This window comes from Staphylococcus kloosii (assembly GCF_032139365.1).
Lineage (GTDB): Bacteria > Bacillota > Bacilli > Staphylococcales > Staphylococcaceae > Staphylococcus > Staphylococcus kloosii_A.
The window spans coordinates 26066-51360 of sequence record NZ_JAVTDB010000044.1 but is presented as its reverse complement, the minus strand read 5'-3'; the positions used below and the strand labels follow the sequence as shown (position 1 = coordinate 51360).

Annotated in this window: 21 protein-coding genes; 5 read left to right on the top strand and 16 right to left on the bottom strand. The window is 33.1% G+C overall.

All coding sequences use genetic code 11. The features are described from left to right. Window positions 1–208 precede the first annotated feature (208 nt). Window positions 209–1477, bottom strand: coding sequence for an NADP-dependent isocitrate dehydrogenase (gene icd, locus RPL90_RS05265; protein WP_313546355.1), 1269 nt, complete (start codon window positions 1475–1477; stop codon window positions 209–211). Window positions 1478–1521: 44 nt separating this feature from the next. After that, a complete protein-coding gene (locus tag RPL90_RS05260) occupies window positions 1522–2640 on the bottom strand; it encodes a citrate synthase (RefSeq protein WP_313546352.1) in 1119 nt (372 codons plus the stop codon). A 348-nt stretch (window positions 2641–2988) separates the two neighbouring features. On the opposite strand from RPL90_RS05260, the gene RPL90_RS05255 reads away from it, so the two are divergent. Next, a complete protein-coding gene (locus RPL90_RS05255) occupies window positions 2989–4353 on the top strand; it encodes an amino acid permease (RefSeq protein WP_313546349.1) in 1365 nt (454 codons plus the stop codon). Between the two features lie 252 nt (window positions 4354–4605). Here RPL90_RS05255 and pyk read toward each other — a convergent pair whose 3' ends face one another. From pyk to RPL90_RS05215, 8 genes are all read right to left on the bottom strand, one after another. Beyond that, window positions 4606–6366, bottom strand: a complete 1761-nt coding sequence (pyk, locus tag RPL90_RS05250) for a pyruvate kinase (protein WP_313546346.1) — start codon at window positions 6364–6366, stop codon at window positions 4606–4608. Window positions 6367–6386: 20 nt separating this feature from the next. Further along, the gene (pfkA, locus tag RPL90_RS05245) at window positions 6387–7355 is read right to left on the bottom strand and encodes a 6-phosphofructokinase (RefSeq protein ID WP_313546344.1); all 969 of its coding nucleotides are present in this window, start codon (window positions 7353–7355) and stop codon (window positions 6387–6389) included. A gap of 235 nt (window positions 7356–7590) precedes the next feature. Beyond that, a complete protein-coding gene (locus tag RPL90_RS05240) occupies window positions 7591–8535 on the bottom strand; it encodes an acetyl-CoA carboxylase carboxyltransferase subunit alpha (RefSeq protein WP_313546341.1) in 945 nt (314 codons plus the stop codon). After that, window positions 8528–9394 (bottom strand): acetyl-CoA carboxylase, carboxyltransferase subunit beta, encoded by an 867-nt coding sequence (gene accD, locus RPL90_RS05235; protein WP_103294677.1) that lies wholly within the window; start codon window positions 9392–9394, stop codon window positions 8528–8530. Before accD ends, RPL90_RS05240 begins: the two co-directional genes overlap by 8 nt. A 61-nt stretch (window positions 9395–9455) precedes the next feature. Beyond that, window positions 9456–10691, bottom strand: a complete 1236-nt coding sequence (ystJ, locus tag RPL90_RS05230) for an NADP-dependent malic enzyme (protein ID WP_313546334.1) — start codon at window positions 10689–10691, stop codon at window positions 9456–9458. Window positions 10692–10907: 216 nt separating this feature from the next. Then, window positions 10908–14096: a DNA polymerase III subunit alpha gene (locus RPL90_RS05225; RefSeq protein WP_313546331.1), complete on the bottom strand. Its 3189-nt coding sequence runs from the start codon at window positions 14094–14096 to the stop codon at window positions 10908–10910. 18 nt (window positions 14097–14114) lie between these two features. Beyond that, window positions 14115–15050: a DHH family phosphoesterase gene (locus tag RPL90_RS05220; protein ID WP_313546328.1), complete on the bottom strand. Its 936-nt coding sequence runs from the start codon at window positions 15048–15050 to the stop codon at window positions 14115–14117. 45 nt (window positions 15051–15095) lie between these two features. Next, on the bottom strand, window positions 15096–16388 hold the full coding sequence (locus RPL90_RS05215) for a DRTGG domain-containing protein (RefSeq protein WP_313546325.1): 1293 nt from the start codon (window positions 16386–16388) through the stop codon (window positions 15096–15098). 207 nt (window positions 16389–16595) lie between these two features. On the opposite strand from RPL90_RS05215, the gene RPL90_RS05210 reads away from it, so the two are divergent. Next, the gene (locus RPL90_RS05210) at window positions 16596–17009 is read left to right on the top strand and encodes a universal stress protein (RefSeq protein WP_313546322.1); all 414 of its coding nucleotides are present in this window, start codon (window positions 16596–16598) and stop codon (window positions 17007–17009) included. A 74-nt stretch (window positions 17010–17083) separates the two neighbouring features. Here the strand turns inward: RPL90_RS05210 and RPL90_RS05205 are convergent, their stop codons facing one another. After that, window positions 17084–17773: a metal-dependent hydrolase gene (locus RPL90_RS05205; protein WP_313546319.1), complete on the bottom strand. Its 690-nt coding sequence runs from the start codon at window positions 17771–17773 to the stop codon at window positions 17084–17086. A gap of 199 nt (window positions 17774–17972) precedes the next feature. Here RPL90_RS05205 and RPL90_RS05200 point away from each other — a divergent pair, with 199 nt between their 5' ends. Both RPL90_RS05200 and RPL90_RS05195 read left to right on the top strand, forming a co-directional pair. Further along, window positions 17973–19025 (top strand): M24 family metallopeptidase, encoded by a 1053-nt coding sequence (locus tag RPL90_RS05200; RefSeq protein ID WP_313546316.1) that lies wholly within the window; start codon window positions 17973–17975, stop codon window positions 19023–19025. Further along, window positions 19022–19651, top strand: coding sequence for a copper homeostasis protein CutC (locus tag RPL90_RS05195; RefSeq protein ID WP_313546313.1), 630 nt, complete (start codon window positions 19022–19024; stop codon window positions 19649–19651). The genes RPL90_RS05200 and RPL90_RS05195 overlap by 4 nt, the downstream gene beginning before the upstream one ends. A 219-nt stretch (window positions 19652–19870) precedes the next feature. Here RPL90_RS05195 and ald read toward each other — a convergent pair whose 3' ends face one another. Next, window positions 19871–20986 carry an alanine dehydrogenase gene (ald, locus tag RPL90_RS05190; RefSeq protein ID WP_313546311.1) on the bottom strand — a complete coding sequence of 372 codons (1116 nt, stop codon included), beginning with the start codon at window positions 20984–20986 and terminating at the stop codon, window positions 19871–19873. Between the two features lie 139 nt (window positions 20987–21125). On the opposite strand from ald, the gene RPL90_RS05185 reads away from it, so the two are divergent. Further along, window positions 21126–21629, top strand: a complete 504-nt coding sequence (locus RPL90_RS05185; RefSeq protein WP_313546308.1) for a universal stress protein — start codon at window positions 21126–21128, stop codon at window positions 21627–21629. A gap of 179 nt (window positions 21630–21808) precedes the next feature. Here the strand turns inward: RPL90_RS05185 and RPL90_RS05180 are convergent, their stop codons facing one another. The 4 genes from RPL90_RS05180 to RPL90_RS05165 form a co-directional block, all read right to left on the bottom strand. Further along, window positions 21809–23008 carry an acetate kinase gene (locus RPL90_RS05180; protein WP_313546306.1) on the bottom strand — a complete coding sequence of 400 codons (1200 nt, stop codon included), beginning with the start codon at window positions 23006–23008 and terminating at the stop codon, window positions 21809–21811. A gap of 86 nt (window positions 23009–23094) precedes the next feature. Beyond that, window positions 23095–24042, bottom strand: coding sequence for a class I SAM-dependent methyltransferase (locus tag RPL90_RS05175; protein WP_313546303.1), 948 nt, complete (start codon window positions 24040–24042; stop codon window positions 23095–23097). A gap of 143 nt (window positions 24043–24185) precedes the next feature. Then, window positions 24186–24680, bottom strand: coding sequence for a thiol peroxidase (gene tpx / locus RPL90_RS05170; RefSeq protein WP_313546300.1), 495 nt, complete (start codon window positions 24678–24680; stop codon window positions 24186–24188). A 91-nt stretch (window positions 24681–24771) separates the two neighbouring features. Next, complete coding sequence (locus RPL90_RS05165) at window positions 24772–25275, bottom strand: RDD family protein (RefSeq protein WP_313546565.1); 504 nt, start codon at window positions 25273–25275, stop codon at window positions 24772–24774. Window positions 25276–25295: the final 20 nt, after the last annotated feature.

Below are 25295 nucleotides of genomic sequence, written 5' to 3'. Positions count from 1 at the left end.
CGTACCTCCATTAATATATTTACAACGTAATTATAACCTAAATAGTCATAAAAATAACACAATTGACATTGATTTACATAAACTTAACATTAGCTTAATTTTATCCTTACACAATTTTATAATATAAAAAGAAGCGCCCCTTGAATAATCAAGGAGAGCTCATCACAAAACAAACTTTATCTAGTCTTTGATTTAACTTAAACAATTATTAACTTAAGTTTTTAATTAACTCGTCTGCAAATTGTGAAGTTGAGACTTCTTCTGCACCGTCCATTAAACGTGCGAAATCATAAGTAACAACTTTAGACGCAATTGTTTTTTCAATTGAATCAGTAATTTTATCTGCTGCTTCTTGCCAACCTAAGTGTTCTAACATTAATACGGCACTTAAGATTTCAGAAGATGGATTAACTTTGTTTTGATCAGCATATTTAGGAGCAGTACCATGAGTAGCTTCGAAAATTGCATGTCCACTTTCATAGTTAATGTTAGCTCCTGGAGCGATACCAATACCACCAACTTGTGCTGCTAATGCATCTGATACGTAGTCACCGTTCAAGTTCATCGTAGCAACTACGTCGTGATCTGCTGGACGAGTAAGAATTTGTTGTAAGAAGATATCAGCAATTGAGTCTTTGATGATAATTTTACCTTCTTTTTCAGCTTTTTCTTGAGCAGCGTTAGCTTCGTCTTTACCTTGTTCTTCAACAATTTGATCATATTGTTGCCAAGTGAATACTTTATCAGCAAATTCGTTATGAGCAACGTCATAACCCCATTGTTTGAAGGCACCTTCAGTAAACTTCATGATATTACCTTTATGTACTAAAGTGACAGATTTGCGATTATTATCTAATGCATATTGGATAGCTGCACGTACTAAACGTTCAGTACCTTCTTTAGAAACTGGTTTAATACCGATACCTGAAGTTTCTGGGAAACGAATGTTTTTAGCGCCCATTTCGTTTTGTAGGAAATCTACAACTTTTTTCACTTCAGAACTACCTTCTTTAAATTCAATACCAGCATAGATATCTTCTGTGTTTTCACGGAAAATAACCATGTCAGTTTCTTCTGGTCTTTTAACTGGTGAAGGCACACCTTTAAACCAACGAACTGGTCTTAAACAAGTGAATAAGTCTAATTCTTGACGTAAAGCTACGTTTAATGAACGAATACCACCACCAATAGGTGTAGTTAAAGGTCCTTTAATAGCAATTAAATATTCTTCGATTGCTTCTAATGTTTCTTTAGGTAACCATTCGCCTGTTTCATCGTAAGCCTTTTGACCAGCTAATACTTCTTTCCAGTCAATTTTCTTTTCTCCATTGTACGCTTTTTCTACGGCAGCATCGATCACTCTGCTTGCTGCTTTCCAAATGTCTGGTCCAATACCATCACCAATAATATAAGGAATTGTCGGTTCGTTTGGTACTGATAAACCGTCGTTGCTTTTTACAATTTTATTTTCCGCCATTTCAAAAACCTCCGAATAATTTTGTCTATAATAATTATTGTATATTATCTTTCTTCAATTGGTACATAAGTTCTATTAACTTCGCCCACATAATGAGCTCTTGGACGCATAATTCTATTATCTTCATATTGTTCAAGAATATGTGCAATCCAACCTGAAGTTCTACTTACAGCAAAAATTGGTGTGAATAAGTCATGTTCAATATTAAGGCTGTGATATACAGTAGCACTGAAAAAGTCTACATTTGCAATTAAACCTTTTTCCTTTTTCATTTTGTCTGCAATTTTCACAGAAATATCAAATAACTGACTTTGACCAGTTTCATTTGTAATTTTTCTGCTCATTTCTTTTAAGAACTTCGCTCTTGGGTCACCATCTTTATATACACGGTGTCCGAAGCCCATAATTTTTTCTTTGTTTTTGATTTTGTTGTCGATATATTCATCAACTTCATCTTCTGATTTAACTTCAGCTAACATGCTCATTACACGTTCATTTGCCCCACCGTGTAAAGGCCCTTTTAATGAACCAACAGCAGCAACAATACCTGAATACATATCAGATAATGATGATACAGCACATCTTGCTGTGAATGTTGATGCATTAAATTCATGGTCAGCATGTAATACTAACGCTTTGTTAAATGCTTCAACTTCGATGTCAGTAGGTAATTCTCCTCTTAACATATACAAAAAGTTTCCAGCATAGTTTAAGTCTTTATTTGGTTTAACTGGATCTTTACCTTCTCTCACTCGAGCGAAAGCAGTTACTAACGAAGCAATTTTCGCTTGAATGCGAATGCCTCGTTCTAGTGTTTCTGTATCATCTTCTGCTTCAGCTTTAGGATCAAAGTGAGCAATGTAAGATACTGAAGTTCTTAAAGCAGTCATAGGGTGCACATTATCTGTAGCGTATTCCTTAAAGTGATTATACACTCTAGGATTTAACTCCATATAACTTAATAGTTTTTCTTTTAAAGTTTTAAGTTCTTCAGCGTTTGGTAATCGATAATGCCATAATAAAAAGATAATTTCTTCAAATTCAGCATTATTTGCTAAATCATCTATGTCATAGCCCGCATATGTTAATTGACTGTCGATGATTGAACTAACTTTAGTTTCCGCAGCTAGAACCCCTTCTAAGCCTTTTTGTACGTTTGCCATATTTAATTCCCCTTTTCTGTTTCGTTATGAAATGGCTTACAAAAACTATTATATCCAATCAAAGATGATTTGTGAATATATAAAGCCATAATTCTTATTAGCCTCATAAGAAATTTATTAAACTTAATTATTAGTTTAAATAATTCACAAATACATTGTTTGTTATACCTATATTCTAATATTTATAAGCTATTACTTCAATTTATCTAAGAATTTAATTTAATTATCGTATATGATAACTAAATATGAATTATAACCTGTAAAATTACATTTTAAATTTTAAAAATAGTTGTAAAATCTTTAATTGAATTGCATAATTGATACTAGATAAACAAAGGAGAAATGCACATGAAAAAACAAGTATTAAACAGAGAACTTAGTAATCGACATGTTCAACTAATTGCTATAGGGGGAGCAATTGGTACTGGATTATTCTTAGGAGCAGGACAAACGATTGCATTAACAGGTCCTTCCATTTTACTTACCTATATCATTATAGGATTTATGTTATTTATGTTTATGCGAGGTTTGGGGGAAATTCTGGTTTCCAATACAGGATTTAAATCTTTCGCCGATGTAACTAACGAATATATAGGACCTTTTGCAGGCTTTGTTACAGGTTGGACTTATTGGTTATGTTGGATTATAACTGGTATGGCAGAAGTTACAGCCGTTGCAAAATACATAAGTTTTTGGTTTCCACAAATACCCAATTGGATTAGTGCACTATTTTGTGTTCTTATCTTAATGTCATTTAATTTATTAAGTGCCAAATTATTTGGAGAATTAGAATTTTGGTTCGCAATTATTAAAATCGTTACAATAATTGCTTTAATTGTTGTCGGTGCAATCATGATTATCATGGCATACAAAACACAATTTGGTCATGCATCACTGACTAACCTATATAACAATGGTATTTTTCCAAAAGGTATAAGTGGTTTTATGATGTCATTCCAAATGGCATTGTTCTCATTCGTTGGTATTGAATTAATTGGTGTTACTGCCGGTGAAACAAAAGATCCTAAAGTAACAATACCAAGAGCTATTAACAGCGTACCGATTCGCATCATTATTTTCTATGTCGGATCGTTAGCAGTTATTATGTCTATTGTTCCTTGGGCACAAGTAAATCCAGAAGAAAGCCCATTCGTTAGATTATTTGCACTTATAGGTATTCCTTTTGCCGCTGGATTAATTAACTTTGTTGTGTTAACTGCTGCTGCATCATCTTGTAACAGCGGAATCTTTTCAAATAGTAGAATGCTTTTCGGTTTATCAAATCAAGATCAAGCACCTCCGATGTTTAAAAGTAAAAACAAAAATGGTGTACCGCATATAGCAATTATCGCTTCATCATTTTTATTATTAATTGCTGCATTACTGAATTATATTATTCCAAATGCAACACAAGTGTTTACTTATGTCACAACATTATCAACAGTATTATTCCTTGTCGTATGGGGATTAATTACAGTTGCATATATTAATTATCATAAACGTAATCCAGAAAACCATAAAAATGCGGACTATAAATTATTTGGTGGTAAATATATGGCCTATGCTATCTTAGTATTTTTCTTCTTAGTTTTCTGCTTATTATTTGTTAACGTAGATACTCGGAGAGCTGTATATATCACACCCATCTGGATTGTTATTTTAGCCCTCATGTATCTTAGATACAAAAATGCTATTAAAAAGGCTAAAAAATAAAATTATAAATCAAACTTAAAAACAACTCATTCCACTGATCTTATCAGTACGAAGTGAGTTGTTTTTTTATGATTTTATACTGCATAGCTAGTTTTTCTTTTTTGTATGCTACTGTAATTTCTAATTCTTACTTTTTCTTTATATATCATGTGTTTTAAAGATTAAGTCACTCATTTTAAGCTATAAAAAAATGTCAATCTCTATATTGAATATAGAAATTGACATTTATTATTAGTAAAGCATATTTATATATTATAATACGTTAGCATAACCTTCGAATACTTTACCTTGGTTAGCATCAACAGTTACTAAATTATCGCTTTGTATTTCAGTTGTAGCATTTTCAACCCCTACAATTGTTGGAATGCCTTTTTCTAATCCAACGATTGCACTTGGTGATGTAATTCCATTTTCTTCAGTTATTAACCCTAATGCTTGCTCAATATAAGGAACTAAAGTTTCGTCTACTGATGCAGTAACGATAACTTTATCTGACAAGTCTACACCTTCAAGTTCATTAACACTATTAGCTACTAATGTTTTACCTACTACTGAGTTACGACCAACACCTTGGCCATTTGCGATTTCATCGCCTACTAAATGTAATTTCATCATATTAGTCGTACCTTTTTCACCTGTTGGTACTCCGGCAGTGATGATGATTAAGTCACCGTTTTGTACTCTTTCAGTTTCAACAGCTGTTGCAACTGCATTATTTAACAATGCATCTGTAGTTTTACGACCTTGTTTAACTACTGGATAAACACCCCATACTAAGGCACATTGACGTGCAGTTTCAGCACTTGGTGTTACAGCAATAATGTCTGATTTTGGTCTGTATTTTGAAATTGTACGTGCAGTAGAGCCACTTTCAGTTGCTGCAACGATAGCTTTTACACTTAAGTTTAATGCTGTATGTGCAACTGATACACCAATCGCATTAACTAATGATGTTTCTACTAATTTTGTACGGTCAGATAATAATTGCTTATAGTCTTGTGCAGCTTCAGCTGAAACAGCGATATTTCTCATTGTTTTAACAGCTTCTTCTGGATATAATCCAGCTGCAGTTTCACCTGATAACATGACTGCATCTGTACCATCATAAATCGCGTTAGCAACGTCACTTGCTTCTGCACGAGTAGCACGTGGATTACGTTGCATTGAGTCTAACATTTGAGTTGCAGTAATAACTGGTTTACCTAGTTTGTTACATTTTCTAATTAAATCTTTTTGTACCATTGGCACTGATTCTGGTGGAATTTCAACACCCATGTCGCCACGAGCTACCATTAAACCATCTGATACTTCTAAAATTTCTTCAATGTTGTCAATACCTTCTTGGTTTTCAATTTTAGGAATAATACTAATTGTATCGTTTTTATTTTCTTCTAATAATTTACGAATGTCTAACACATCACTTGGACGACGTACGAAACTTGCTGCGATAAAGTCTACACCTTGTCTGATACCAAATTTAATATCTTCAGCATCTTTATCAGTGATACCAGGTAAGTTAACTTTTACGCCAGGTAAGTTAACTCCTTTTTTATTTTTAAGCTCCCCAGTATTTAACACGTCACAAAGCACTTCGCCTTTATCTTTATCAATTTGTTTAACTTGTAGTTCAATTAAACCATCATCTAATAAGATATAAGAACCTTCGTCAACATCATTAATTAGATTGTCATAAGTGACTGAGAATTTTTCTGGCGTACCTTCAACTTCAGTCATACTAACGATAACTTCTGTTCCTTTTTCTAATTCAATGGCACCGTCTTTCATGTTATGTGTACGGATTTCTGGCCCTTTAGTATCAAGTAAAATAGCTACAGTTTTACCTAAACGTTCAGAAACTTTTCTGATAGTGTCAATACGAGCTTGATGCTCGTCAAAGTCACCGTGTGAAAAGTTCAATCTGGCAACGTTCATACCAGCTTTCATTAATTTTTCTAACATTTCTTCAGATTCTGATGCTGGTCCAATCGTACATACAATTTTTGTTTTTCTCATTGTAAATGCCTCCCGAGTAATTAAATAGATAGTTCTTTAGTTAAATTGTAAATATTGTGATCAAATTTATGCGTGTCTGCTATAAAAATATCATCAAATGGTGTGCTCGTTAAATCGTTGTTCTTAATGCCTACGCCTCTAGCTGTCTCTCCATTCATCAATAATTCAACAGCATAACCTCCTAAACGCGATGCTAAAACTCTATCTGCGCCTGTGGGGCTTCCTCCACGTTGAATGTGTCCCAATACTGAAACTCGTGCATCAACATTGATGTACTTCGCTAATTCTTGGGCACATGATTCACCTGACATGACACCCTCAGCAACCATAACGATAGAATGTTTTTTACCACGCCTGATACCATGATCAATACGTTCTGCTACTTCTTTGATTTCAGTTTTAACTTCTGGAATAATGATGGTTTCAGCACCGACTGACATCCCTGCCCATAGCGCTAGGTCACCACAGTCACGTCCCATAACTTCAATAATAAATGTTCTAGCGTGACTAGAAGCAGTGTCCCTAATTTTATCTACAGATTCAATTATAGTATTTAATGCTGTATCAAATCCAATTGTAAAATCAGTTCCATTGATATCATTATCTATTGTACCTGGAACGCCGATAGTTTGAATTTCCGAGCATTCTTCACTAATACGTTGAGCACCTCTATAGCTACCATCTCCACCGATAACTACTAGACCCTCAATGCCTCTTTTACGTAAATTTTCTATTCCTTTTTTACGTACATCTGCTTCTTTAAATTCTGGACATCTTGCAGAGTATAAAAATGTACCACCACGTTGAATTGTATCACCAACTGAACCTAGTTCTAGTTTCTTAATATCATCGTTTAATAACCCTTGATATCCTTGATACACACCGTAAACTTCAATATTATTATATATCGCTTTACGAACAACGGCTCTTACTGCCGCATTCATTCCAGGTGAGTCTCCACCACTAGTTAAAACCGCAATTTTTTTCATGACGACATACCTTTCTGCCTTGTATTTCTTACTTTAAAAATACCATAAATTCACATATGGTGCCATAAATATCAAGTTTATTAATTTATGTAAACGTTTTATTTATCAATATTGTTATAAAATTTAATAGGAAAGCGTTTTAATTATTTTTCATTTTATTCATCTATATTAAGAAGTATAATTGTGAAGTAAACCTTAAAAAAACCCCTCTAATTTTAGAGAGGTTCACTTTATTTTACTCGTTAAACGACCCAATATTTCTGAATTTTTCATAACGATCTTCAACAAGTGCTTCACCGTTCATCTTATTCAATTCAGCTAAATATTGTTCGAATTTTGTTTTTATATTTTGTGCCTGTAATTCGACATCATGATGTGCACCACCAAGTGGTTCTTCAACAACATCATCAGCAACATTTAGTTCTTGTAAATCTTTTGCTGTTATTTTCATTGTTTCTGCGGCTATTTTAGCTAAATTACTATCTTTCCATAGTAGTGCTGACGCACCTTCTGGAGATATAACAGAATATGTGCTATTTTCTAGCATTAGAATTTTGTTAGTAATTCCTAGTCCAAGTGCGCCGCCACTCCCGCCTTCACCAATAACAATTGAAATAACCGGTACTGTTAATGACGCCATTTCAACTAAGTTTCTAGCTATAGATTCACTTTGGCCACGTTCTTCGGCTGCTTTACCTGGATATGCACCCTTAGTATCTATAAATGTAAAAATAGGTCTATTAAATTTCTCAGCCTGCTTCATTAGACGAAGCGCTTTTCTATAACCTTCTGGATGCGCCATACCAAAGTTACGATAAATGTTATCTTTAGTATCTTTACCTCTTTGCTGTCCTACTACAGTTACGGCTTGACCATTTAAATAGCCAATCCCTCCAATCATAGCAGGATCATCTCTAAAATTACGATCTCCATGTAATTCAATGAATGAATCAAAAATTAATGGGATGTAATCTAACGACGTCGGTCTTTCTTGTAACCTAGCTAATTGTACACGGTCCCAAGGTTTTAAATTAGTATAAACTTTATGCGTTTCTCTATCTAATGATGCCTCTAACATATCAATTTCTTCTTGTAAGTCTACATCATTTTTTTCTTGAGATTCTTTTAATGATTCTATTTTATTTTTAATTTCATAAAGTGGCTTCTCAAAATCAAGCATTATTTTTCACCTCTTGGTGCATTTTTAAAATATTAGCTAAGGTTTCTTTCATTTCTTTTCTGTGAACAACTTTATCTAATTGACCATGTTCTAATAAAAATTCTGCAGTTTGGAAATCATCTGGTAATTTTTCATTAATTGTTTGTTCGATGACACGTCTACCAGCAAAACCGATTAAAGCTTTAGGTTCACTAATATTTATATCTCCAACCGAAGCAAAGCTTGCAGATACGCCACCAGTAGTTGGATTCGTTAAATATGAAATATATAATAAACCTGCGTTAGCATGTTTTTTCAATGACACACTGGTCTTACCCATTTGCATTAATGAAATAATACCTTCTTGCATTCTAGCGCCACCGCTAGCAGAAAATAGAATAAATGGTAAACGATGCTCAGTACAATATTCTATAATACGACAAATTTTTTCGCCTACTACAGCACCCATACTCCCCATTCTAAATCTTGCATCCATAACTGCTACGCCAAATTCAATACCTTCTAACTTAGCGGTACCAGTAACAACTGCTTCGTTAAGTTCAGTCTTTTGTTGATCTTTTTGAACTTTTTCTTCATAACTCGGAAAATCTAATGGATTTGCAGAAGTCATACCTTTGTCAAATTCCTCAAATGTATTTTCATCTGAAATAGCTTCGATTCTTTTATAAGCAGTAAGTGCGATATGGTGGTCACAATTGAAACATACATTTAAATTCTCGGATAATTCTTTTGTATACATTATCTTTTTACATTTTGGACACTTCGTCATGATACCTGCTGGTACGTCACTCTGTTTCGAATCCGATACAGTTACATACTTTTTCTTTTTACTACTACGATTAAAAAAATCTTTAAACATGAGTAAACCTCCACTTAACCACCGACAATGATGATTATCATCATACGTTTATAGCGTTATATTATTTTGATTTTATTTCGGTTAATTTTATTGTTTTATTATAAATTGCTTCAGGGTCAACTTCAGTTCTAGCTACGCCTGATTCCATTGCAGCTTTAGCAACTTCTCTAGCTACTGATGGTGCAACTCTACTGTCAAAAGGTGCTGGAATACAATAATCTGGATTTAATTCTTCTGGTTTTATTAAATCAGCAATTGCTTCAACAGCAGCTCTTTTCATTTGTTCATTAATTTGAGTAGCTTCTACATCTAATGCCCCTCTAAAAATACCGGGGAAAGCTAAAACATTGTTAATTTGGTTTGGAAAATCTGAACGCCCCGTACCGATAACTTTTGCACCAGCTTCTTTTGCATCGTCAGGATTAATTTCTGGATCAGGATTAGCCATTGCAAAAATAATCGAATCATCAGCCATAGATTTAACCATTTCTTTTGATAATAAATCTGCTACAGAAACACCGATAAAGACATCTGCATCTTTAATAACATCTTCAAGTTCACCATCTACTTTATCTCTATTTGTCCATTTAGCAACGTATTCTTTAGTGTCATTCATTCCAGCTGAACGTCCTTCATAAATCGCTCCTCTTGAATCACACATCACCATGTCATGTACACCATATGAATAAAGTAATTTAACAATAGCAATACCTGCCGCGCCAGCTCCATTCAAGACTACTTTAATATCTGATAAATCTTTATCAACAATTCTAAGTGCATTAATTAAACCTGCTACTGTAACAATCGCAGTACCATGTTGGTCATCATGAAAGACTGGTATTTTAGTTTCTTTTTTTAAACGTTCTTCAATTTCAAAACAACGTGGTGCAGAAATATCTTCTAAGTTAATACCACCATAATTTGGTTCAATCAGTTTTACAGTTCTGATGATTTCTTCTGTATCTTTAGTATCTAAAGCTAATGGAATACCATCTATGCCTGAAAAACTTTTAAATAATACTGCTTTACCTTCCATTACAGGTATACTAGCTTCTGCACCAATATCTCCTAAACCTAGCACAGCAGAGCCATCAGTTACTACTGCAACTGTATTACTTTTCATTGTATAATCAAATACTTTTCTTTTATCTTCATGGATAGCTTTACATGGTTCGGCTACACCTGGTGAATAAGCTAAACTTAATTCTTCTTTATTTGTAACTTTTACTTTAGCATTTACTTCAAGTTTACCTTTATTTTTTTTGTGCATTTCTAATGCTTCATCTCTTAATGACATGCTTGCGTCGCCCCCAGACAAATATATTGAGTAATTATATATTTTTATTACACCATTAACTATATAACAATTATTTAGCGAGATAAATATATGTATATAACAAATCTCTAATTAAAATAGCTTAATAAAAATATACACTAAATTTCATAGGAAAACTGATGGTAAGTTTTCAATAACCATCAGTTAACTATATCATAATTTATAATAGTGTAAAAGTTATATAATTCTAATATCTGCTGGGTCAAAATGTAAAATAAATTGCGCAATATCATCATTATTAATATAACCAATAAAATGCATTTTATTAGTCGTTTCATCATAAAATTCGACAGGTAAACTTTGTGCAGTTTTTTCAGTGGCAAGCTGATCTATTTCATTTATATCTTTATCTTGACGAATAACAATTTGTCGCGCATTTTGGATGGTCGACTCTTCAAATGCTTTTAAACTGCTTATTTGGGAAATTATAAGTTGTAGTTTATTGTTTCTACGCTCAAATTTACCTCTCACAGTTAACATGCTTTCTTCGGTTAATAATTGTTCATATTTCTTATAGACATCAGGAAAGACGACCCCATCCATAGTATTGTTACCGTCATTTATAGTGATAAAAGCCATATTTTGACCATTTTTAGTTCGAATTTTTTTTATATTCTCAAGTTGTATAAAGATTGGCTTATGATTAACAGCATTAGTTAATTTATAAATACCCAAATACTGTTTTTTATTGAATGCTTTTTCTACCGGATGTGTCGAAATATAAAATCCTAAGTATTCTTTTTCATAGTCACTCAAAACTTTATCCGGTAACTCTTCTTTATCTTCATAAGTGGTCTTTGGCGTTAACACATCAAAAATTAAATCATCCTGTTCAATACTAGAAACGTCATCTAATACTTGGTCTATTGACTGAAGTAAAGTAGCGCGATTTTGCCCTAACTGATCAAATGCCCCTACTAAAATCAATGCTTCTAATAATTTACGCGTTTTAATCCGTTTAGGTATACGACGAGCAAAATCAAAAAAGTCTTTGAAATTACCGCCAGATTGCCGTGTTTCAATAATTAATTTCACGCTTTGATATCCTACACCTTTTATCGCTCCTAAAGACAAGTATATACCATTAGGCGTTGCTTTATAAAACCAATGACTATAATTAATATGAGGCGGTAAAATATCAATATGTTGGTGTTTAGCTTCATCGATAATAGAAGCTGTCTTTTGTTCACTACCTATAATATTACTTAATATATTGGCATAAAAATAATTAGGATAATGTACTTTTAAATAAGTCATAATATAAGCTATTTTGGAATAACTTACCGCATGTGCTCTTGCAAAGCCATAATCAGCAAATTTTAAAATCAAATCAAAAATTTGCTTACTTAGTTGTTCGTCGTAATCATTCTTCACAGCACCTTTTACAAAATGCTGGCGCTCATTTTCGAGCACTGCCCTATTTTTTTTACTCATCGCACGTCTTAAAATATCCGCTTCACCGTAACTAAAGCCAGCAAACTTACTAGCTATTTGCATGATTTGTTCTTGATAAATAATAACGCCGTAAGTCTTTTTTAAAATAGGTGCTAAATCAGCATGTAAATATTCAACTTTTGAAGGTTCATGTCTACGTGTAATATAAGTAGGAATTTCTTCCATTGGCCCTGGTCTATAGAGAGATGTAACAGCTACGATATCTTCAAAATGTTCTGGTTGTAATTTTTTTAAAACGTTTCGTATACCGTCACTTTCTAATTGGAATATGCCTGTTGTATCACCAGTTGATAATAAACGAAACACTTTATCATCATCAAAAGGTATTTGTTCTATATCGATTGTAATATTTAAATCATATTTAACTTGGTCAACAATTTGATGAATGATTGATAAGTTTCTAAGTCCTAGAAAGTCGATTTTTAATAAACCCATTCTTTCCGCTTCAGTCATCGTCCACTGCGTTAAAATGCCATTATCACCTAATGTAAGTGGTGCATAGTTATAAATGGGGTGATCATTAATTATTATTCCTGCTGCGTGTGTAGATGTATGTCGTGGTAGTCCTTCTAATTTTTTGCAAATTTCAAACCATCTCTCATTACGATAATTACGATGTACAAAATCTTTAAATGCCTCATCTTTATATGCCTCATCTAGCGTAATACCTAACTTATGGGGTATTAATTTGGACACTTCATTGAGTGTTACATCATCAAAACCTATTATACGCCCGACATCACGAGCAACTGCCCTAGCTAATAAATGACCAAATGTCACAATGCCTGCAACATGATTGTCACCATATTTTTCTTGAACGTATTGAATCACTTTGTCTCTTTTTGTATCTTCAAAATCAATATCAATATCTGGCATCGTGACACGTTCAGGATTTAAAAATCGTTCAAACAATAAATCATATTTAATTGGATCAATAGTAGTAATATCTAATAAAAAACTAACTAATGAACCTGCCGCAGAACCCCTACCTGGACCTACTAAGACATTATTAGATTTAGCATAATGAATCAAATCACTCACGATTAAGAAATAGTCTTCAAACCCCATATCGGTAATAATTTTAAACTCATAGTTTAAACGTTGTCGGTAACTATTATTTTGATTCAATCCTTTTTTCTTTAGTTGTCGCTTAAGAATTTGCATTAAATAGTTTTTCGACGTTAATTCATCTGGTGTAGGAAATTTAGGTAATAAGTTTTGATGATAGTTTAATTCTGCTGTACATAATTGTGCTATATAGTCTGTATTATCGAGTGCTTCTTTAGGCACGTCCAAGTCAAATAACTCATCTTTACTTAACACATGTGTATGATAATCAATAGGTTCATTGACTAAATCTAATTTTTTATTGTCACGTATCGCATTCAATGCTGTAATCGTATTTGCATCTTCTCTATTAAGATAGTTAGCATTTTGTAACCATACCAGTGGAACATCAATAATCGCTTTACTTAGATGATTAATGTAAAGATCGGAATGTGATTTAAATTGATCCACAATATTTTGATGTTCTTCAGTAACATTTTTGAAAATAATAATTAATTCAGCAGCATATTTAGATAACCATTCGTAACTTGTTTCAACTTTATCTTTCATTTTAATTGCCGATGATAATTTTATTAAATCTGTTAAGCCTTGCTTATTTTTAGCCAACACCACAGTTTCTAACGACGTTAATCCGTCAGTTAACCATAATGTCATACCAAAAATAGGTTTGATATTAGCGCTTATACATGCGTCATAGAATTGAGGATAACTATACAGTACATTAGTATCGGTAATAGCTAAAGCTGTATAGCCTTCATTAGTTGCTTTAGTCACAGCATCATGAATTTTTAAACTTGAATTAAGTAAGTCATATGCCGAATGAATATTTAAATGTGCAACCAATGTTATCACCTCTTATCCTTATAATTTATTATTGAGTGCTGTAGCTAATTTTTCGAATGTCTCCCAACTATCAACGGATACGCCTGAAGCATTTGGATGGCCTCCACCACCGAAGTCACTTGCGACATCATTAATAACAATACCTTTAGAGCGGATGCGACATCTAATTTCACTACCTTCATCTACTGCGAATAACCAAATTTTCAAACCTTTAATATCGGCGATTGTATTTACAAATAATGATGCTTCATTAGCAGCGATATTAAACTGTTCTAAAACTTCTGTCGTTATAATCACCTTACAAAAGCCATGCTCATTCAAATCAAAATTTTGTAAAACATAACCTTGGAACGGTAACAATTTCGGATCTTTTTCCGCTAAATTATTTAGTTCTTCGTTGTGATTAAAATCAAATGTTAATAACTGACTAGCGACTTCCATCGTGTGTGGCGTAGTGTTATTAAATAAAAATCTTCCAGTATCGCCAACGATACCAATATACAATAATCTTGCGATTGACCCATCGATAATTGAATAATCATTAAAATAATTAATAAAATCACTGATGATTTCACTTGTTGAAGAAGCCTCAGTGTTAACATAATTAAGGTCTCCGTATTGATCCACTGCTGGATGATGATCAATTTTAATTAGCTTTTGCCCTAGATTATATCTTGAATCACTCACTCGCGGAGCGTTTGCAGTGTCACAAACAATAACAAGTGCTTCCTGATACACTGCGTCCTCAATATCATCAAAGGTGCCGATAAAATCTAAAGAAGGTTCACGTTCCCCTACAGCATATATGTCTTTATGAGGAAATTTTGCTTTTAAATAACCTTGCAAACCTAACTGTGAGCCATATGCATCTGGATCTGGTCGCACATGCCTATGTATAATTATCGTTTCATATTGTTCTATTTCTTCCATAATATCATTAAATATCTCTGTCATCTTTCATCGTATCCTTTCAGTAATATCATTCTTTATAAATAGTGCTTAATTTAATATCTGACACATAATCATTGCTTTAGCTACGTTTTGTGTGCCTGTTTTCATTGTTACTTCTAATTTAGCAAAGTTTCGTCCTACATTTAACATATCATAATGAACATCTATCTCAGATTCAATTTGTACAGTATTTAAATAAAAAATATTTAGGTTTTCAATCATAACTTCAATTTTTTTATATCTACGCATTTCATAGCGTACTGTTTCTTCAATTATGGCCACGAAGACTGCCTTACTTAACATGCCGAATTGATCAGTTAATAGTGGTGTAGTTTGTACTTGAATTATATCATTGGATATATGTATATGTTTGGCAATTTGATCGTTAATCGTGTCACCAACTTGTGGTTGACGACCAATTAATTGCATCGACTTTAATACATCTTCTCTAGAAATTACGCCAATTAATTTTTTGCTGAAATTAGTTACTGGCAGTAATTCTATACCTTCCCAAATCATAATGTGGGCACAATTAGCGATTGTTGTAGCTAATTGTACATCTATTGGGGATCGGGTCATAACTTGCGCAAGCATTTCATCGTCGTCCATATTAATAATCTCTTTGCTCGTGACTATGCCGACTAACTTCCAATTATCGTCGACAACAGGAAATCTTGAATGACCTGTTGCTTTAGCTTTATCTTTGTAATCATTGAGTTTCATATCTTCAAATACAACTGTTGTATCATCAATCGGTTTAACGATATCTTCAACGATTAATATCTCTTTACGTATCATTTGATTATACATAGCTCTATTTATTATATTCGCTACTAAATAGGTATCATAATTTGATGAGATAATTGGTAAATCGTGTTCGTCTGCATATTTAATAATGTCATCTGAAGTAGAAAAACCACCAGTTATTAATACTGCACTTCCTCTCTTTAATGCTTCTAATTGAACATCTTTACGATTACCAACTATTAATAAAGTATGCGCACTTAAATATTTAACTAAATCATTAAGTTCCATCGCACCGATGGCAAATTTGGATAATGTTTTAATCAAACCATTACGCCCACCTAATACTTGGCCATCAATAATTTTAACGATTTCATTAAATGTTAATTGTTCAATTTGTTCACGTGTTTTCTTTTCAATTCTCACAGTACCAACACGGTCGATTGTAGCTACAAGACCTAATTGACCCGCATCTTTTATCGCGCGGTATGCTGTTCCTTCAGAAACTTCTAACACTTTAGCAATTTTTCTAACTGATATTTTTTGACCCACAGATAATGATTCTATATATGATAATATTTGTTCATGTTTTGTCATATTATGGACCTCTTTTAATTTGTTAGTTACTTATATATTATAACTTTTTATAGCTTAAATTGCGATGCAACATCACAAAATTGTACTTTCCATCTATTGTTTAATATATTTAACATGTGCATTTCAAAATATTTCAATAAAATAAATTTATTTTATTGCACTAATTCTCATTTATTTATTAAAATAAAAATTAAGGAGGGATAAACTATGTATAAAAACATATTACTAGGTGTAGATACTACGCTTAAAAATGAACAAGCTTTACAGCAAGTTGCTAATATTGCTGGCAAAGATACAGTAGTGACAATTTTTAATTCTATTAATGAACAAGACGCTCAAGCTTCTATCAAAGCAGGTGTTCATTTAGATAAGCTCATCGAAAAACGTAGCGAAGGATTAGAACCTACACGTCAGGCGTTAGATGAATATGGTATTAAACACGATGAAATCATCGTACGTGGTAGAGCAAAAGTTGAATTAGTTAAATATGCGAATAGTGGCGATTATGAAATTGTGGTGTTAAGTAATAGAAAAGCCGACGACAAGAAAAAGATGGTTTTAGGTAGCGTAAGTCACAAGGTGGCAAAACGTGCAAAAATCCCTGTACTGATCGTTAAATAATAAAGTTTGTCAATATGAATAATTAAACACACAAAAACGTTATCACCATAATAGATGATAACGTTTATTTTTATTTATAGGTTAACTGTTTCACCTGGTTTTAGTATTTGTACTTCACCAGTGTTGACAGCTTGTTTAAATTGTTCAGGATCTTGTTTGATTAAATCAAACGTATTGTAATGAATAGGCACTGTTATTTTTGGTTTTATAAATTCATTAATTGCATAACTTGCATCATCAATACCCATTGTAAAATTATCGCCAATTGGCACGAAACAGATATCCACTGGATGTCTGTCAGCGATGAGTTTCATATCACTGAATAAACCAGTATCACCTGTATGATAAATTGTTTTGCCTTCTAATTCTAAAATTATGCCCATAGGCATACCTAGATAGACAGGAATACCATTATCATCAGTCAAGCTTGAACTGTGGAACGCTTGAACAAATTTTAATGAGCCGAAGTCAAATTCTACTTTCCCACCAATATTCATTGGTCTTACATTATCGTAATCTTTATTAGTAGTTAGATAATCACCTAGCTCAGCAGAACCAATAACAGTCGCATTATTTTTCTTCGCGATTTCAATTGTATCGCCAAAATGATCTCCATGGCCATGCGTTAAAATCACGTAATCTACTTCTAAATTATTTGGATCTAAATCAGATAGTTCATTTCCACTGATAAATGGGTCTATAATACCCTTTTTACCGTTAGCCTCAAAATAAACAGTTGATTGTCCATGAAAAGATAATTTCATTTTGTAGTTCCTCCCATTTATAGTATTTACTTTACTTCTATACCACATATATAGCGTCTATAACAATATATTAATACATTACTTAGGAATAACGCTCATGATTTAATAGTTTTATTGCAATTTTAATAGCTAATTTTTGAATTACTTAGCTATCTAACATAAAATTAATTAGAAGAGCAAAAATAGGAGGAAATTACATATGAAAATGAATCAAATTATGAATGAAATCGACACACAGCAAGCTGATGCTGCATGGATTACTACGCCACTTAATATCTTTTATTTTACCGGTTATTTAAGTGAGCCCCATGAAAGATTGCTAGCACTTTTAGTTACTGCTCAAGGCGAACAAGTCTTATTCTGTCCTCAATTAGAAGTAGACGAAGTGAAAGCATCACCTTTTGAAGGTACAGTAGTTGGCTATCTTGATACTGAAAATCCTTTTTCAAAATATAGTTTTTCAGCACAAAAATTATTAGTTGAAGCTGAGCATTTAACACTTAAACGTCAACGTGAATTAATCCAAGCATTCGGTATAAAAACATTTGGTGACATTGACCTTACAATTAAAGCGCTACGCAACGTTAAAACCGAAGAGGAAATCGCCAACATACAAGAGGCTTGTAAACTTGCAGATAAATGTATTGAAATCGGTGTAGATTTCTTATCTGTTGGTGTTACGGAACGACAAGTCGTTAATCATATTGAAAATGAAATTAAAAATTTTGGCGTCAACGAAATGAGTTTTGACACTATGGTCTTGTTTGGCGATCACGCTGCATCACCACATGGCACTCCTGGAGATCGTCAGTTACAAAATGATGAATTTGTTCTATTTGACTTAGGTGTTATTTATGAGAATTATTGTAGTGACATGACACGTACTGTTAAATTTGGCACCCCTAATGAAGACGCACAAAAAATATATAAAGTCGTCCTTAAAGCAGAAAAAGAAGCTATTGCTGCGATTAAACCTGGCGTTAAAATTAAAGAGATTGATAATATCGCTAGAGGTATTATTGAAGATGCAGGATATGGTGAATACTTCCCACACAGACTTGGCCATGGTTTAGGACTTGAAGAACATGAATATCAAGATGTATCAAGCACAAACGAAAATGTCTTTGAAGCAGGCATGGTTGTGACCGTTGAACCTGGTATTTATGTCCCTGGCGTAGCTGGAGTGCGTATAGAAGATGATATTCTTGTTACTGACGAGGGCACAATTATTTTAACCGGGTACGAAAAATGATAAAAGAAGCGGTTGTAGAAACAATACAACAAGTTGAATATGCTATTGCTCAAGGCGCAGACAGATTAGAACTATGTGATAACCTATCAGTAGGAGGAACAACGCCAAGTTATGGCATGACTGCAATTGTTTCAGAAATGTGCGCAACTAATAATATTGAACTCGCCGTAATGATTAGACCTCGAGGCGGAAATTTTGTTTATGAATTGTATGATTTTGAAATCATGCAAAAAGATATACAAACGTTCAAGCAACTTGATATTGATTATTTTGTCTTTGGTTGTTTGACGTCAGATAATATTTTAAATGAATGGCAAATGAAAACATTACAACGTTTAGCCCACCCTACTAACGTTGTGTGTCATATGGCATTTGATCAAATACACATTCATGGACAAATTAAAGCGCTACATCAGTTAATTGATATGGGCTTTAGCCGGTTATTAACACATGGTGGCGCATCCGACACTAATATTTTTGATAATTTAAATCATTTAGGTAAACTTGTTGTCAATTCTGGTGGCAATATCGAGATTATGCCGGGTGGAGGCCTAACAAAAGATAATATAACCGAATTAATTGCGGCCTTTCCTTTTCAAGAAGTCCATGGCACAAAAATAGTATAATTTTAAGTTTATGGGAGTGGGACGAAAATCTTATTAACATAAAAAGATTATGTAATACTGCCCCGTTAAGGATGACTAGTGTTGAAAAAGCTTAATCCAACCATATTTTCAAGTCAGTCATTTCTTGCCAATAGAAAAATAAAACTGCCAACATCACTCAATAACGATGTTTGGCAGTTAATTAATTTAATATTAAGACGAATTACTATGACTTAATTTTTATTTAAGTGCTTCTGAAATATGAGCAGATGGAATATTTAATGCTTCACCAACGCTACTATTAGTTAATTGCCCATTTATAGTGTTTAAGCCTAATGATAATGGCTCATTATCTTGTAATGCTTTTAAGTAACCTTTATTAGCTAATTGTAATACATACGGTAATGTTGCATTATTAAGCGCAATGGTTGAAGTTCTTGGAACTGCACCAGGCATATTTGCCACTGCATAGTGAACAACGCCATGTTTTTTGTACGTTGGATCATCATGTGTAGAAATTCTATCTGTCGTTTCAAAGATACCACCTTGATCAATAGCGATATCAACAATCACTGCACCACTTTTCATTTGTTTAACCATTTCCTCAGATACTAAATTAGGAGCTTTAGCGCCTGGGATAAGTACTGCCCCAATAACTAAATCACTTTCTTTTACAGCTCTTTCGATATTTAATGGGTTAGACATAATCGTATGAACTCGTCCACCAAATAGATCATCTAATTGTTGTAAACGACGCGGATTAACGTCTAAGATTGTAACATCAGCACCTAATCCAAGTGCAATTTTAGCGGCGTTTGTTCCTGCTTGACCGCCTCCTATAATTGTAACTTGACCTTTAGATACACCAGGTACACCACCTAGTAAAATACCCATGCCACCTTTATATTTTTGTAAAAACTCAGCACCAATTTGTGTCGCCATGCGTCCAGCCACTTCACTCATCGGTGTTAACAATGGTAATGAGCGATCAGGTAATTGTACTGTTTCATATGCAATACTTATTACCTTGCTTTCTATTAATGCTTCAGTTAATTTACGTTCATTAGCTAAATGTAGGTAAGTAAATAAAATAAGGCCCTCACTAAAGAATTTAAATTCTTCTTCAAGTGGTTCTTTTACTTTCATAACCATGTCCACATTCCAAACTTCATCCTGTGTCATGACAATTTTAGCACCTGCTTGCTCATAGTCTACGTCTTCAAAGTATGAGCCTAGTCCTGCAGATGTTTCAACAAAAACTTCGTGTCCTTGTTCTACTAATGCGTGAACACCACTTGGTGATAAACTTACTCGATTTTCATTATTTTTTATCTCTTTTGGAATACCTATATTCAATTCGTCCACCTCCATAAATATAGTAACGCGAAAGCATTGAAAGCGCAATCATTAAATTTAAGAAAATTATTATTTAAGTTGATTTAAAATTCTGACAATGTGGTATAGTATAAATAAGAAAACTAAGGAGGTAATTGCGATGCTAACATATAAAAATATTTTAATCGCAGTTGATGGATCACTGGAAGCTGAATGGGCATTTAACAAAGCGGTTGATGTTGCAAAACGTAACGAAGCACAACTGACTGTTGTGAATGTCATCGATTCTAGAACTTATTCTTCATATGAGGTTTATGACGCTCAATTCACAGAGAAATCTAAAAACTTCTCTGAAGATTTACTTAACGGCTATAAAGAAGTAGCAACTAATGCAGGCGTTTCTGATGTTGTAACAAGACTTGAATTCGGTTCTCCTAAAGCTATTATTCCTAAAAAATTAGCTAATGATGTAGGCGCAGATTTAATTATGTGTGGTACTTCTGGTTTAAACGCAGTAGAACGTTTTATTGTAGGCTCTGTTTCAGAAGCTATCGTACGTCATTCACCATGTGACGTCCTAGTCGTTCGTACAGAAGAATTACCAGAAGATTTCCAACCTCAAGTTGCTACAGATGAATTTAGATCACAGTATCAAACTCATTAAAATTAAAAAAAGAGCGAGACTAAAATCTTATTTTTATAAGAAGATTTTATAGTCCCACCCCGGCAAAGATGACGAAAGTTGAAATAAGCTTGATACAAGCTTATTTTCAATTCAGTCATCTATTGCCCAAGTAGAAGTAGGGCCTGAAGACAATATGATGTCTCAGGCCCTACTTTTTATTAATCTAATTCGCCAAATTTTATTACGTCTCTAGCAATCATTACTTCTTCATTTGTTGGAATAACTAACACTTTGACTGGTGAATGTGGATAGTTAATAAATCCTTCTTCACCATGAATGTTTTCATTTTTCTTAGCATCCCAATAAACACCCATAAACTCTAGACCTTCTAATACTTTAGCTCTAACTGGGTCAGAGTTTTCACCTACACCAGCAGTAAATACAATTACATCTACGCCATGCATACGAGTTGCATAAGAACCAATATATTTATGGATTCTTGAAGCAAATACGTCTAAAGCAAGTTGAGCTCGTTCTTTTCCTTCTTTGCTATCTTCAATGATATCTCTTAAGTCACTTGAGCTACCAGATATACCTAATAAACCTGATTCTTTATTTAATGTATCTAACACTTCTTCTGCAGTTTTATTTGTTTTTTCCATCAAAAATGGAATTAAAGCTGGATCAATGTTACCTGAACGTGTACCCATTGTTACACCTGCTAATGGTGTGAAGCCCATTGAAGTATCTACTGATTCGCCACCATCGATAGCAGCAATAGATGCACCATTACCGATGTGACATGAGATAATTCTTAATTCTTCAATTGGTTTTCCTAATATTTCTGCAGCACGTTGAGATACATATTTATGACTTGTACCATGGAAACCATATTTACGGATGCCATAATCTTCATAGTATTGGTAAGGCAAACTATAAAGGAATGATTTTTCAGGCATTGTTTGATGGAATGATGTATCAAATACAGCAACGTGTGGAATTTCAGGCAATAATTTACGGAATGCACGAATACCCATTAAGTTAGCAGGATTGTGTAAAGGCGCTAATTCACTTAAACTTTCAATTTGCTTTTCTACTTCGTCTGTAACATAGACTGAGCTTGGGAATAATTCGCCACCATGTACAACACGGTGTCCAGTTCCTTCAATATCATAAATACTTTCAATGATTCCATGCTTTTTAAAACTTTCTAACATAATATTTACTGCGTCTTCATGGTTTTTAATATCAGTTACATCTTTTATTTTTTCTCCATTTACTTCAACAGTAAATATAGAATCTTTTAACCCAATTCTTTCTATTAAACCTTTAGTTATAATCTTTTCTTCAGGCATTTCAATAAGTTGAAATTTTAAAGAAGAACTACCAGCGTTTATCGCCAAAATTAATTTTGACATGAGCATAATGCCTCCATTTTCAATTAAGTTATAATATCCATATTTATTTAACCATTAATACAGTTGAAATTCAATAGTATTACAGTTTATTTTTCAGGATGATTGTTTTTCATCCACTCTGTTAAATCAGCTAAAAATCCTTGGAATTGTTGTGGATTTTTGAAATCAGGAATATTTGCCAACAGTACTTCTACAGGCTTAGTCACGTTCGTTTCTTTCTTTTGCAAAATCAATATTGATTTACGTGCATTTTCATTTTTAAACAACGTAGCTGGTAAATTTAAAAAGGCTTGCATTTCTGATTCTGTTGCAATGAAATTTTGCAACTGTTTTACTTTGTCCCCTTCAAAAATATTGCTTGGAACTACGAGAAATGCGTAGCCAGAAGGTTCAAGGGCCGTTAATGCTTGTTCTATAAGTAAATAATGTGAATAACTATGACCTTCTTTAAATCCTAACTCCATTTCGTGACTACGTTCATCTGCAGGATAATAACCAATCGGTAAATCACCAATCACCACATTAGCATCTTCAAAAGTAAGTGGCATTATTGCATCTTGAGGATAAACATCAAAAGGAATTTCTAAAAAGTTTGCTAAATGAACACTAACTCTAGACAATACAGGATCCACTTCTACTAGATGATGCATTAAAGTAACATCTGTCATAACTTCGTGTACAGACGCACTTAAATGACCTGCACCACTTGCTAAGTCAGCTATGTGTAAAGCTTCACTGTCTGACATAAATTGTTTTACAAGGAAACCTAAAATTAATCCAATTGAATCGGGTGTAATTTGATGATTTGCTTGAATTTCTTCATTTTGTAATAAACTTAAATATGCGAATTGAAAAGCTTTTCTTCTATCTTGCAATGTAGCTTGTTCTAATAAATCTCTGTCATTTTTGTAAATGTCTTCCATTGCCAAACCAAGATTTTCGATAAAACTTTGACCATTTTCGTCATTTAATGCTTTCGCTTTACTATCCAAAGTTTGGAATAGTCGCTCCATAATTGTTTGCTCTTCAGCCATATTAAATAGTCCTTTCTAAAAAAACTGCCCATAATTTTTGTCTAAAGATACTACGTTATCTTAGATTACCAAATAATTATGGACAGTATAGTTTGTAATGTCAATAAAACTGTTTAATAAGTAATTTATAAAAACAAAATTAATTAAATATTACGGTATGCATCTAAAGCACTATCGAAATCTGGGAAGTCAGTACCTTCTGAAACAATTTCAGAATATATAACTTTGTTATTTTGGTCCAATACGAATACTGAACGAGCTAATAAACGTAATTCTTGCATAACAACACCGTAATTTTTACCAAATGATAAATCTTTATGGTCACTTAATGTTAATACGTTGTCTAATCCGTTAGCTGCACACCATCTCTTTTGAGCAAATGGTAAATCTGCAGATATTGTTAATACAACACCATCTTCTTGTGCAGCTTCTTCATTAAATTTACGTGTTTGTTGATCACAAACACCAGTATCTATTGATGGAACAACACTTATTAATTTCTTTTGACCTTCATAGTTCACTAATGTAACTTCATTAAGTCCATTATCTAAAACTGAAAAGTCAGGTGCCGTTTGTCCTACTTTAACTTGTTCACCAACTAATGTAATTGGCTCTTGCTTAAATGTAATTTGTGTCATTTAAGGTTCCTCCTTGTTATCTAGCTTATGATAAAATTATAACTGTTTATTTACGAGAAATAAACAGTTACAACTTGACCTTGCATAAAAATTATTTCAAATAAAATAATTTTTCGAATTTATTTTTAATTACGACGGTTCCTGCGAAATAATCATGTATGCCTTTGTGTTTTTTTGTGAAAATTGTTACTAGATACAATATATTACCGAAAACACCACAGACAATTCGCCCAACCCATTCTCTAAAAAGGATGTCTGACCATGTTAAAGTCTGTCGGTCCTCACGTTCTACCCTAATATTGCATATCATTTTCCCTAAAGTTTGTTGGAAGAAGCGAGTTAGCAATACAAAATATAAATAGAACACAATTGCATCGAGTATGTGGCCAACACTAAAATAATTTATCCAAATTTTTATATCATCTATGTTAGTAAAATGATAAATAGGCTTTAAAATTAAACTGTGTACGCCAAATATGACGAGTAAATCAATAAGGAAGCTCCAGAAACGTATGCCAAAGCCTGCATATATTGATTTGATCATTTGCTCATGTATTAATGCTTCAGAGACAACTTCATTGGAGGTAGATTGTATATTATTTCTTTCTTGAGAGC

Bases quoted from the DNA above. Each gene is read 5' to 3' on its own strand.
- icd (WP_313546355.1), bottom strand. From the start codon at position 1,477: ATGGCGGAAAATAAAATTGTAAAAAGCAACGACGGTTTATCAGTACCA.
- RPL90_RS05260 (WP_313546352.1), bottom strand. From the start codon at position 2,640: ATGGCAAACGTACAAAAAGGCTTAGAAGGGGTTCTAGCTGCGGAAACT.
- RPL90_RS05255 (WP_313546349.1), top strand. From the start codon at position 2,989: ATGAAAAAACAAGTATTAAACAGAGAACTTAGTAATCGACATGTTCAA.
- pyk (WP_313546346.1), bottom strand. From the start codon at position 6,366: ATGAGAAAAACAAAAATTGTATGTACGATTGGACCAGCATCAGAATCT.
- pfkA (WP_313546344.1), bottom strand. From the start codon at position 7,355: ATGAAAAAAATTGCGGTTTTAACTAGTGGTGGAGACTCACCTGGAATG.
- RPL90_RS05240 (WP_313546341.1), bottom strand. From the start codon at position 8,535: ATGCTTGATTTTGAGAAGCCACTTTATGAAATTAAAAATAAAATAGAA.
- accD (WP_103294677.1), bottom strand. From the start codon at position 9,394: ATGTTTAAAGATTTTTTTAATCGTAGTAGTAAAAAGAAAAAGTATGTA.
- ystJ (WP_313546334.1), bottom strand. From the start codon at position 10,691: ATGTCATTAAGAGATGAAGCATTAGAAATGCACAAAAAAAATAAAGGT.
- RPL90_RS05220 (WP_313546328.1), bottom strand. From the start codon at position 15,050: ATGACAGAGATATTTAATGATATTATGGAAGAAATAGAACAATATGAA.
- RPL90_RS05215 (WP_313546325.1), bottom strand. From the start codon at position 16,388: ATGACAAAACATGAACAAATATTATCATATATAGAATCATTATCTGTG.
- RPL90_RS05210 (WP_313546322.1), top strand. From the start codon at position 16,596: ATGTATAAAAACATATTACTAGGTGTAGATACTACGCTTAAAAATGAA.
- RPL90_RS05205 (WP_313546319.1), bottom strand. From the start codon at position 17,773: ATGAAATTATCTTTTCATGGACAATCAACTGTTTATTTTGAGGCTAAC.
- RPL90_RS05200 (WP_313546316.1), top strand. From the start codon at position 17,973: ATGAAAATGAATCAAATTATGAATGAAATCGACACACAGCAAGCTGAT.
- RPL90_RS05195 (WP_313546313.1), top strand. From the start codon at position 19,022: ATGATAAAAGAAGCGGTTGTAGAAACAATACAACAAGTTGAATATGCT.
- RPL90_RS05185 (WP_313546308.1), top strand. From the start codon at position 21,126: ATGCTAACATATAAAAATATTTTAATCGCAGTTGATGGATCACTGGAA.
- RPL90_RS05180 (WP_313546306.1), bottom strand. From the start codon at position 23,008: ATGTCAAAATTAATTTTGGCGATAAACGCTGGTAGTTCTTCTTTAAAA.
- RPL90_RS05175 (WP_313546303.1), bottom strand. From the start codon at position 24,042: ATGGCTGAAGAGCAAACAATTATGGAGCGACTATTCCAAACTTTGGAT.
- tpx (WP_313546300.1), bottom strand. From the start codon at position 24,680: ATGACACAAATTACATTTAAGCAAGAGCCAATTACATTAGTTGGTGAA.